We start from the raw sequence: 12,170 nt of genomic DNA, 5'->3' as shown, positions 1-12,170 counted from the left end.
ATGATCTCATCACCATTTTTTTGGATTTCTCAGGACCACTCTACCCGCGCTATCAAAACCGATGTCGGGATTCTTTGTGCCGAGCTTGCGAGCCTCAGATGCCAAATCCCGGACAATTGCCGGCTTGATCTGCCTATGAAACTGAGACTCGCCGACCCCCAACTTTCGCGCTAGCTGTCCCGCGCTTGGGAACTCAATTTTGACACCCGCGGCTCCGACCGAACGGTAGACCTGTGCTCCCCTTGTGGCCAAGGCTTCCGCTTTCACGGCAACCTTCCGCGCGGCGACCTTGGCGAGCGTCTTGACCCCAGCCTTCGCCAGCGTCACGACCGTGCCCCCAAGCCCCACCAAATCGATTGGGTCGGCCACCGGCTCTTCGAGTGGCATGTCGTTCGCAACGTGTCGGAGAGCGTCCCGCTCTACGGGCCCTCCGTCTACGCAGACCCCAGAGACGCACATCGTATCTTCCGGATCGATGCTCTGTTCTGGGCTGTCCAGACGCCCTACGAACGACTGACAACCGCCATCGACACATTCCTCGGCGAGACCTGTCGGGTCGACGAACCTCAGCGGATTGTTCCGCGTGTACGTGTACACCCCCAGGTGGATCGGATCGTAGACTCCGCCGTTCGGCGCCCCCTGCATGTACTGGTCGAGGATCGGGTCCGGGCTCAGCCACACCCCCAGCCGCGGCTCATAGCTCCGCGCCCCGTAGTAGTAGAGCCCCGTCGACAGGTCCAGCTCCTTGCCGGTGAACAGGTACGGCTGCCGGTTCTGGAACCGCGAGTCCGACTCATCGACCCACAGCTCCCCGCTCGGCAGGTACTCGACGTGCTGGCTCAGTTCCTGGTCCTGGTCGGTGACGTACTGCGTGCTCCCGAGGTGGTCCGGGTGGTAGTACATCACCGGCGGTCTCTGGAACCAGTCCGCGTCGATCTTGCTCGCCAGCCGCGTATCGCCCGCGAAGATGTGCTTCGTCGCGACCACCCCGTTGCGCACCACGAGGTGCTGGTCGACGTACGCCGTCTCCTCCTCGCCGGCCACCCCGTGCCGGTGTACCCGTCGCTCCCCTGCGCCATCATACAGCGCGCGCGACATCTCCTGGTTGTTCTCTCTCACCGACACCAGCCGGTTGTCCTCGTCCCAGCCCAGGGTGCGCTGCAGGTTATCCCGGTATCTCCACTCCTTGTGGTTGCCGTTTGCGTCGTGGAACAGCTCCCGCAGCCGAGGGTTCGCCTCGGCATGTACGAACTCGTCCACCTGATTCGCCGCGTGCGGCCGCGACCCGGTGTAGCGGTACTCGTTGCGGTACGTCCTCTCCTGGATGACGCCCTGTTTCTCCCACTCCCCGGCCGGGGGGCCCCATTTCGGCGCGTACCGGGCCACCTCCTGCCCCTTCCTCTTCACGTTCCCGAGCACGTCGTACGCGATCTCCAGCGCGTACCCCTGCCGCTCGTTCCCCCGCTCCTGGTAGGTGCCCGATGCCTCGGTGAGCTGATTCAGGTCGTCGTACGCGAACCGCTGCTCGGTCCTCGCGACCATCACCGCCCCGCTCGGCGATTCGTCGAACTGCGCCTCGTTGCGGAGCGCGAGCACGTTGCCCACGAGGTCGTAGTCGTACCGCAGCCGCTGAAACGCCCTCGGCCCGCGCCCCATCCGCCGCGTCTGCGCCGACTGATGATCCGCGTCCACGTCCGACAGCCGCCGCGTCGACGGGTCGTACCGGTACTTCGTCTCGACCCCGTTGCCCGCCACCACCCGCACCCGCCGACCGTGCTCGTCGTACCCGATGTGCCTCAGGTACTCCGTCGTCCTCGGCTCGTCCGGGTGCTGCGGATTGACCTGCTGGTTCTCCCCGACCGCCGACACCACAAGGCCCCCGCGGTCGTACCCGTAGCGCACGATCTCCTCGCCCGAGCCGGGGAAGTGCAGCTCCTGCATCCGACCGAGCGAGTCGAAGACGTACTTCAGCTTCGCCTGGTACGGGCCCCGGTGCGGCTCGCGCAGCCGCGGGAACTCCGCCTCCAGCTCGGCCACGTTGCCGAAGCGGTCGTAGCCATAGCTCCGCGTCCTCGCCACGCTCGTCTGCCTTCGTCCAGTCTTGAATCTCAAAGCCCTCGTGACTTCATGTGTCAAACGAAAGGCGACCTCATGCGATTCGCATGCAACGCGTCCGTTCTCTTCAAGGGGAGCTGACCGGGACCAGCATCTGCGCTCTGGCGCTCAGCGCTCAGGAGGTGCCCTCCTCGAAGCGCCTGGCTCGTGCCGTCCGTCGACAGACGCATCGCGAGCATCGCCATGCCTATAATTTATAGATGTTCATGGGCACACGATCGGACATCCTACGCATCAGGACTCCCCGATCTCTTCGAGCCAGCTAGCCACCAGCTTTCGCGTTCCGTCATTAACAGGCTCCAGTAGAATTGTACGCATGTACCATCGAACACGCTCTCGCAATCCACTATCCGCTGCGCACGACAACCCGAGGAGATCGATACAGGAGTTGCGCTCATGAGCGTCTCTGCTGCGCTCCAGAATATCGACATAAATAGGCACTCCCCTGGCGATCTCTGCCAAGCACCGGTCAACCACGGCGGATTCACCGAGCGCAAGCTCAGAAGGCGCAGGCTCGCCGCTGCCGATCTGGACGAGAAGCTCAAGGACATGCCGACGAGCAACATCAGTGCAGCGAAGCAGCGTCACGAGGAGACACGACACGGTTGCAAGAGCGGCCTGATGCACATGGCCCTGCAATACCACGCAGTTATCAATCTTCCAGTATGCGTTCGACGCTTCGTCTTCCCTCGATGCCGACTCAAGGTCTTGAAGAGCCCTCGGAATATGACCCGCGCCACCCGCAGCACGAAGAGTGGACCAATCATGGCGGAGAAATTCCAGTTTCATATCATCTTACCTCATCAGACTCGAATCTTGTTCGCTCGGGGAATGCGCCTCGTCCGTATCGCTCCTCGCAATTTGTGCACACTGGCACCTCTCTGAATGGGGGATCTTCAGGTCTTGGACGAACGGCCTCGGTGAACTTCACCTTGCTGGGGTCACCACCCAGGGCATCGACAACGCGCTCCTCTGCGCAACGGCCTCCACCGGAGCATCCGGTTGCAACCTGTCCCGTCTCGGTGTTGTATCCACCGGTGACTGTCGCGGGTCGTTTCCGCGATTTCACGGGGCCCAACTCGGCCGCCCTCGCGTCGCGTGCGGCTCTAGCCGCATCCAGCCCTTCATCTGCCTTCTCAGCCTTCTTCGCCGCATCCCGTACGGCATCCGCTCCGTCGATGGCGCGCTTGACGTCCTTCAGGTCGCTCGCGCTGACCGGCAGAAATTCGCTCGCCAGCGACGCCCCTGCGATGAGCTTATCGGTCAGCGATGCAGTCGGGTCAATGATCGTCTTGGCGTCCTGGATGTTGTCCGCAAAGGCATCGGCTGCATCCGCGCCCTTCAGCAGCTTGCGGCCGACCTTGATCGCCTTCGTCCACCACGACCGGCCATCCGGATCCACGTACACGACGGGATTGTTCCGGGCGTAACTGTAAAGCCCGAGGTTCACGGGCTCGTATACCCCGGCGTTCGGCGCCCCCCGCATGTACTGATCGAGGATCGGATCCGGGCTCAGCCAGACCCCGAGCCGCGGCTCATAGCTCCGCGCCCCGTAGTAGTAGAGCCCCGTCGACAGGTCGAGCTCCTTGCCGGTGAACAGGTACGGCTGCCGGTTCTGGAACCGCGAGTCCGACTCGTCGACCCACAGCTCCCCGCTCGGCAGGTACTCGACGTGCTGGCTCAGCTCCTGGTCCTGGTCGGTGACGTACTGCGTGCTCCCGAGGTGGTCGGGGTGGTAGTACATCACCGGCGGTCTCTGGAACCAGTCCGCGTCGATCTTGCTCGCCAGTCGCGTCTCGCCCGCGAAGATGTGCTTCGTCGCGACCACCCCGTTGCGCACCACGAGGTGCTGGTCGACGTACGCCGTCTCCTCCTCGCCGGCCACCCCGTGCCGGTGCACCCGTCGCTCCCCGGCGCCGTCGTACAGCGCGCGCGACACCTCCTGGTTGTTCTCTCTCACCGACACCAGCCGGTTGTCCTCGTCCCAGCCCAGGGTGCGCTGCAGGTTATCCCGGTATCTCCACTCCTTGTGGTTGCCGTTTGCGTCGTAGAACAGCTCCCGCAGCCGAGGGTTCGCCTCGGCATGTACGAACTCGTCCACCTGATTCGCCGCGTGCGGCCGCGACCCGGTGTAGCGGTACTCGTTGCGGTACGTCCTCTCCTGGATGACGCCCTGTTTCTCCCACTCCCCGGCCGGGGGGCCCCATTTCGGCGCGTACCGGGCCACCTCCTGCCCCTTCCTCTTCACGTTCCCGAGCACGTCGTACGCGATCTCCAGCGCGTACCCCTGCCGCTCGTTCCCCCGCTCCTGGTAGGTGCCCGATGCCTCGGTGAGCTGATTCAGGTCGTCGTACGCGAACCGCTGCTCGGTCCTCGCGACCATCACCGCCCCGCCCAGCGACTCGTCGAACTGCGCCTCGTTGCGCAGCGCGAGCACGTTGCCCACGAGGTCGTAGTCGTACCGCAGCCGCTGGAACGCCCTCGGCCCACGCCCCATCCGCCGCATCTGCGCCGACTGATGATCCGCGTCCACGTCCGACAGCCGCCGCGTCGACGGGTCGTATCGGTACTTCGTCTCGACCCCGTTGCCCGCCACCACCCGCACCCGCCGACCGTGCTCGTCGTACCCGATGTGCCTCAGGTACTCCGTCGTCCTCGGCTCGTCCGGGTGCTGCGGATTGACCTGCTGGTTCTCCCCGACCGCCGACACCACAAGGCCGCCGCAGTCGTACCCGTAGCGCACGATCTCCTCGCCCGAGCCGGGGAAGTGCAGCTCCTGCATCCGACCGAGCGAGTCGAACACGTACTTCAGCTTCGCCTGGTACGGGCCCCGGTGCGGCTCGCGCAGCCGCGGGAACTCCGCCTCCAGCTCGGCCACGTTGCCGAAGCGATCGTAGCGGTAGCTCCGCGTCCCCGCCGCGCTCGTCTCCTGCTTCAGCCGCCCGGCGCGGTTGCCCTGCGCATCGCCGGCCTCCTCGGCGCTGCCGTACGTGTACACAACGTCCTGCGTCACCGGGTAATCGATCTTCCGCAGTCGGTTGAAGTCGTACTCGTACCGGATGAGCTGCCCGCGCCGCGCGAGCTCCGCCGTCTGCTTCGCCCGAAGATTGCCGGCCAGGTCGTAGCGCCACTCGGTGCGCCCCGCGTCGGGGCTCACCAGCTCCACCATGCGGCCGACCGTGTCGTACCTCGCCTCCGTCGCGTTGCTCCGCGCGTCCGTCACCCGCACCAGCTCGCCCAGCGGGTTGTGCGCGTACCGCGTCACGATCTGCCGCTCGACCTCGTCGATCGTGTTCCACTCCTCGACCGCCGCGATCCGCCCGCCCACGTCCCGGTAGGTATTGCGCGACTTGCCGTTCGCGTCGATCACCGTCTCCTGGAACAGGAGCTGCCCGTCGAACTGCACAAGGTCGCGCTCGACCCGCGTCTGCGCGTACCCGCCCGTCAGCGTCGCCTTGGGGTCCGGCACCTCGATCAGCCGCGTCCGCGACAGCACGTCGTGCTCGAAGCGCGTGCTCCGCAAGAGCTCCACGGCCGTGAACGTCGTGTCCGGCTCCGCGCTGAACACCGGCTGTCCCTGCTCCACAACGCGACCGAGCGCGTCGAACACCACCGCGCCGCTGACGGCCATCCCGACCTCGGTGCCCGTGCCCGTGTCGCGCTCCACGTCCTTCTTTGTCTGGATCACCCGCCCGAGGCCATCCGCGAACGTCACCGTCACGATCGGGTCGCCCGGGTGCTCCACGTCCTTGTGGCTCGTCCTCGCCCACGCCGGCATCGCGGTGGACTGATCGGGCTGGAGCGCATACTCGAACCCGACCGCCGGATCGCCTTCCCCGTCGAGCTCGTCCTCGCTCCAGATCTTGCTCGGCGTACAGTCGACCGGAAGCGCCTGCACCTCGGTGAGATCGTTCGGCCCCCAGACGCCGATCAGCCGGCCGAAGTCGTCGTACCGATGCACGATCGTGTGCCCGTTGACATCGGTCTCCTGCGCCACCGCGCCGTACAGCACGTTCGGCACGCTGTTGGAGCGGTATCCAAAGCTGTCGACCACGCACGTCCGGTAGCTGCGCGTCAGCTCATCGTAGCCGTAGGTCAGCGTGTAGCTGTTCGGGTCGCTGAAGGTCTCCAGGTTGCCGAGGTCATCATAGTCGAAGTGCCATGTCGCCTCGTCGCCGGCGTACAGCGATCCGTCCGGACGCTTGCCCCCGGTGATGACGTTCGTGAGCGTCTCGAGCGCGCCCGTGCTGGGCCAGTACGTCGCCGTGCGCTCGCGCAGGACGCGCTCCTCCGTGTCCGTCGTCCGGACGAGCTCTGGCTTCCTGATGTACGGCGCGTCGTCCTTCTCGTACTCGATGTGATGATGCACGTCGTCGGCCGCCGTCCCCGCCTCGCCGTAAAAAAACACGTCGGTGAGATTGCCGTCCTCGTCGTGGAACCGCGTCTCTCGCGTGCTCTTGTGGGTGGCCTCCGGGTCGTCCGTGGTCCCCTCGTAGAACGCGCTCCTCCGCTCCGTCTCCCGCGGGAAGAACCACCCGTTCGCCTCGATGTGCGCCAGGTCCGGCGAGAGGTGGTCGATCTCCTCCACCGTGTAGAGCATCCCGTCGCCGTCACGCAGCGCCGAGCGCGCCAGGAAGCCTCGCCGGTAAACGTCCTCGTTCCGATAGCCGACCTCCTCGATCGCCATCGCGGAGACCCCATCCTCGCCGAGCGTCGTCGTCGTGACGTGCCGGTACCCGAGGTCCACCCGCTCGTCCCGGTGGTACACCCCGTCCCCGTACGTCTCGACGCGCGTTCGGTACGTGTGCACCCCGTGCGCGCCGCTCACGCCCTCCATGCCGTCGCGTACGACCACGTCGCTCAGCACCCACTGGCTCGACGGCATGTCCACCGCCGCCGTGCGATCGTCCGCCTCCGTCCGCGCGTCGTCCATCGGCAGGCCATTCTCGTCCACCGGCCCGCCCGCCGGCACCTCTCTTGGCACCACCAGGTTGCCCTCGCGCCGGTAGTCGATCGCCACGCTCCCACCCAGCGGGCGGTGCACCCGCCACAGGAGATTCGCCTTGCCGATCGTGTTCCTCCGCGCCCGCACCGCGCTGTCGCCGTCCTGCTTCAGCACGTGATCGGCCAGCCCGTCGCCGTCGATGTCCTCGAACCCGAGGTGCGACGCGCCGGTTCCCTCGGAGTAGTAGACCGAGCCGCCGATGCAGACGAAGTAACAGACCTGGAGCGACACGCTGCCGTCGAGGCTCTCCGAGCGCCGGAAGCCCACCGCATCGCCGCTCCCCATGAACGCGTATTCCGGCGGGTCGATGTTCACGCCCCAGTCGCCGGCCGGCCACTCCTCCTCTGCCGCGAACCGGTCGCCGAGGTTGAGCTGCACCCGGAAGGACGCCTCCGCCGGGTCCTTCATCACCTTGTCGGGCAGCCCGTCGCCGTTCACGTCCGCGAAGTCCACGATCGTGCGCGCCGTCGTGCGCGTGTACCCGATCCCCGCGCCCACGCTCGCGCTCACGGCGCCGCTGGAGCCGCCTGCGTTCGCCCCGAACCCGACGCTCTGCGCGCCCGTGTCCTCCAGCCGCACCGCCTCCACGCCCGCCGCGTCCGTGAAGAAGCCCAGCACCTCGCCCAGCGCATCGTTCAGCGCGCCCGCGTTGAAGCTGGCCTTGTTGAACCCGCCCCGCTGCCACGGCACCGGCGCCGTGAACCGATACCCGAGGTTCAGCGCCACCGTCATCTGCCCGCTCTCGGGGTTCTGCGCCACCTGGTCGACAAGCCCATCGCCGTTGATGTCGATGAGCTCCACGTGCGCCGCCGACAGCCCGTAGCTGGTCCCGGCGCTGAAGCTCGTGCGCAGGTAGCCTTGCGAGCGCCCCCGGCTGTCGGTCTTGTTGAGCGTCTGCTCCTCCTCGTCTCCCCCGCTGAACGTGAGCGACGCGAGGTCGCCGCTCAGCCGCACCGTCCGGTGCTCCACCCGCCGCAGCGCGTCCGGCAGCGAGAACGACGCGCTCGCACCGAACCCCGCGCCCGTGTTGAGCGCCGCGCCCTCGCGCGTGACGCTGTCCGGGTAGCGGTCGCCGTTCAGATCGATGAGCTCCAGATCCGTCGTCGTGCTGCCGAAGCTGTAGCCCCCTCCCACGGGGCCCGCGCCCACGGTCAGCTCCGCGTTCCACGTCTCTGCATAACGCACGCTGCCCCGCTGGCGCTGCCCCGAAAGCCGTCCCACCACCGACGGCAGCACCCGATCGCCGCCCACGAACGCCTCCGACGCCGCCGCGCCCCAGACCGGCGCGCCTTCCTCCGGCGAGAGCGGCACCGCGAGCGTGAACCCGCGCTCGGGATCGCGCGTCGGGAACAGGATGTCTGCTTCGCTGAACTCGCGGTCGCCATTCATGAAGCCCACCGACCAGCCGTGGAATCCGCCGGCGGTCGGGTCCTGCGGCGCCCCGTCGACAAGCGCCTCGGACGCAGGATCGGGCACGAGCTGGGCGACGGGGACCGGCTCCCCATCGATGCTGGCGCTGTTCAGGACCGCGAAGCCCCCGGGCGCCTGCTCCGAGAAGAGCGTCACGTAGATCGGCTCGCCGGCCTGGACCTCCAGGTCGACGGTTACGGGATACGCGGTTCCAGCGCTGCTCGGCGCTGAATACGACTGCTTGTACAGCAGCCGGTGAACGCCCTGGACCAGCAGCGTCAGCGGCTGGGCAAGCGTGCTCGTCCCTGGCACGACCAGCGTCCCCTCGAGCCGCGCGGTCCCCGTCTCCGGCGCGATCCACGGCGCCCGGCGCGCCGGCCTCCACCGCCGCACCGGCATGGCCACGTACGGCTGCTGCTGGAGGAGCGCCACCGGCAGCGCCGCGTCCTCGGCCGTGTCGCTGTCCAGCTTGCAGCCGGCGCGCCCGTTCGGCTGGATCGCGCACGCCACCGGCCCGCAGCGTCGCTCACCCGTCCGTCGATCGGCGCGGCAGTAGGTCCGGTAGTCGACCGTTGGCGTCCACGCGACGCGCGCCGGGTCGTCGGGCACATCCGACTTCACCCGGAACCACAGCCGATCGCCCTCCTTCACCTCGACAAGGCCGTTCGCGTCGCCGTGGATCCGGCCCGCGAGCGCCAGCACCCCTGCGTCCGCGCTCACCACCTCCTCATCCATCACGCTGCGGAACGTGCCCTCGCTCTCCCGCGCGATCGACACCCGCAGCGCATCGCTCGTCGACGCCTTCACCAGATCGCCCGTGATGCTCACGAGGCCGTCCGACGACGCCACCCACGGCACCTCGGGCTGCCCTCCGAGGCGGTGATCCTCGGCGTACGCGAATCGATGGATGGGCCGGCCGTCCGGCCCCACGTGCCCGAGCAGCTCCTCGCCGACCTCGTAGGTGATCGACGGGCTCCACGACAGCAGGTCGGACGCCGTGTTCACCGCCCGCTCCGGGTCGATCTCGGGCGCCGCGCTCACGCGGAAGTAGAGGCGGTCCCCGGCGAGCACGTGGACCGAGAGCGCCGCGCCCCCGCAATCGCCCGCGCCCAGCGCGCACGGCCCGAGCTCGTCCGGACCGAACACGTGGCTGAACAGCGGCGGCAGCTCCCCGTTGCGAACCAGCTCCACCCGCACCCCGTCGCCCCCCGCCTCCTGCTTCTGGAGCACGCCCTCGATGCGCACATCCCCCTCGAACGGCGCGGTCCACCGGAGCATCGGGTCGGCCGGATGGAAGTCCGCGCGCGACGCCAGCGTGAAGTCCGGGTTGCCCGAAGGCGCGCTGTCGTCGAGGGTCCCCCAGTCCCTCACGCCCTGGAACCCGCCGCGTCGATCGTTGATCGCCACCTGGAGCTGCCCGAGCGCTCCGACCGACACGAGGTCAGGGAGCCCGTCGCCGTTGAGATCCGAGACGACCCGCTCGTCTTCCGCCCGGCTGCGCGTGTACGCCGCCGACGCGCTGAGCGCATCGCCCACGTTGATGCCGGCGTGAACGCTCCATCCCGAGGTGTCCGTGAACCCGAGATCGTCGCTGGTGAGCCCGCTGAGGTGGAACGGATCGAGGTGATTCCCGTCGGGAAGGCGCAGCAGGTTGCGCAGCGCGTCCCCGCCGTCGCCGGCGAAGTCGGGCAATCCGTCGCCGTTCAGATCGAGCAGGCTGGCACGCGTCGTCTGGTTGCCGCTGTAACCGCCGCCGCCCACGCTGACGATGCCGAGCAGCCCCACGGACACGCTGCCGCCGAACGTCGAGTCCTCCGTGCGCGACAGGCCACGTTGAGACCACGCCTGCCCCCACGTCACGGCGTCTGCCGCGAACGCGGCGGGCTGCCCCGTCGCGGTGCGCGGCGCGGCGAAGTACTCGAACGTGTGCCGATAGAGCTCCTGGCTCGTGAGCGTGCCGTCGGCGCTGCGGCTCCCCTTGCCGCGCACCGCGATCGCCTGGAGCACGCTCTTGCCGAAGTCGCCCTGCGCGTACTCGAGCGCAATGCTGCGGATGATGGTATCGCCGAACCGCACGTCCACGCGCGCGAGCCGCTGGCTTGTCTGCTCCAGAAAGCCCGGCCTGCCGCTCAGCATCACGTCCGGGCGCCCGCCCTCCGAGATGAAGTCCACGGCGTACGCCGCGCCCACGCCCTGCGACGTGTTGGCCGTGTACTCGATTCGCTCGGGGTGCACCTCGATGCGCGGCGCCGGGCCCGTGGCGTCCGACCAGCGCGCGTGATGGATGAACATCTGGTTGCCGAACGGATCGCGGACCTCTTCCAGGTACCAGCGGAACACGTTGCCCGGGCGGCCCGGGTCCGGATCGGCGAGCCGCGCTGTCGCGCTGCGCCCGTAGACGTACGTCGTCCCATCCTTGTCCGTGACCTCCCACGAATAGCTGCCGGGTCCGGTCCCGCGGCGCAGGATCCGCGCGAAGCGCCCTTCCACCCGCTGCCGGTAGACCTGCGGCTCGCTCGACGCGTCGCCAATCCGCACGAGCTCGCTCCCGTCGAGCGCATAGCGCTCCTCGCCGGTGGCATATGTCGGCACGCCGAAGCGCGTGTCGATCTCCACCCGCGACAGCCGCAGATCCCAGCCCACGCCGAGCCAGCCGTTGCGGTGCTCGCTGTCGTAACGGATGGCGAGCGCCGGCTGGATGCCGTTGCGCCCCGGCGGGACCTCGATCGGGTGGCTCAGGTGCGCCGAGCCGCTCGAGCTCGCCTCCGGCGGCGCGATCATCGTCACGCCGGCGAGCGGGCTGCCGAGCGCGAGACCCTTGATGCTGCTCGGATCGAACGAGCGCGCCCCCGGCGCGTCCGGTATCGCCAGCGTGGCGTTGATGAAATCGGTGAAGTGATCGGTCAGGCTCGCCAGCGTCCCCTTGGCGGCCTCGCCGGCCCGCTCGACGCGCTGCCACGCGCCGAGCGCCTCGTCGAAATAGAAGCCGGTGATGTGCTGCGCCGTCATCCCCGGCGGAATGGCGTGCTCGTCGTAAGGCAGCGTCAGCCGCACGGGCTTCTTGAACCTGAGCCCGTGCGGCCCGAAGCGGTACGCTTTCCCGCCGGGCGTGACATTGACCATCGCGCTCCCCATCGGCCGCACGTCGCCTGGGTCGAGCGGGCGAATCGTGATCCGCACCGGCTCGTCCACCGCGCCCTCGGGGATCTCGAGCGCAGCCCCCGCGAACGCCACCACCCGGGCCTGGCCGGGTAGCACCATCTCGCCATGGGGCGCCCCCACATCCTCGACCAGCGGTGCATCGACACGAGGCCCCAGCGACAGGCCTCCTGCGCCGTCGCTCGGCAGCCGCAAAGGAACCGTGGAGAGCGCCACTCCGCCGCCGGGAGGCGACAGCGGCAAGCGCCGCGGCTCCGGAGGCCCGGCCAGCGCGAGGCCCTCGTGCCCCCGCCCGAGCAAGAGCACCACAGCAAAGCACACCACGAGACGACAGAACCAGCCCGCATGTCGCATTCGAGAGACTCCCGACGCAATGTCTGTTGTTGGCGCCACGTATCCACGGCAGGACGCACCGTGTCAATATGCTCTTGGCGAAAGCAATGAAAGCACGCCGCTGTCTCCTCCGGTCGCCAGACGCCTC

General features: G+C 68.1%; 3 protein-coding genes. All 3 read right to left on the bottom strand.

The window, feature by feature from the left end; genetic code table 11:
- Window positions 1-9: 9 nt before the first annotated feature.
- The 3 genes from WME76_RS40075 to WME76_RS40065 all read right to left on the bottom strand — a co-directional run bounded on the left by WME76_RS40075 (window position 10) and on the right by WME76_RS40065 (window position 11,932).
- Window positions 10-2,136 (bottom strand): RHS repeat-associated core domain-containing protein, encoded by a 2,127-nt coding sequence (locus WME76_RS40075; RefSeq protein ID WP_437957419.1) that lies wholly within the window; start codon window positions 2,134-2,136, stop codon window positions 10-12.
- A 213-nt stretch (window positions 2,137-2,349) separates the two neighbouring features.
- Window positions 2,350-2,904: a hypothetical protein gene (locus WME76_RS40070; protein WP_437957418.1), complete on the bottom strand. Its 555-nt coding sequence runs from the start codon at window positions 2,902-2,904 to the stop codon at window positions 2,350-2,352.
- Window position 2,905: 1 nt separating this feature from the next.
- A complete protein-coding gene (locus WME76_RS40065; RefSeq protein WP_437957417.1) occupies window positions 2,906-11,932 on the bottom strand; it encodes a SpvB/TcaC N-terminal domain-containing protein in 9,027 nt (3,008 codons plus the stop codon).
- Window positions 11,933-12,170 lie beyond the last annotated feature (238 nt).

The sequence above is a fragment of the Sorangium sp. So ce119 genome (assembly GCF_051524405.1).
GTDB lineage: Bacteria > Myxococcota_A > Polyangia > Polyangiales > Polyangiaceae > Sorangium > Sorangium cellulosum_G.
This window is presented reverse-complemented; position numbering and strand designations above follow the sequence as displayed.

What these genes read in the sequence shown, in the direction of transcription:
- WME76_RS40070 (WP_437957418.1), bottom strand. Translation starts at nt 2,904, where the DNA reads ATGAAACTGGAATTTCTCCGCCATGATTGGTCCACTCTTCGTGCTGCG.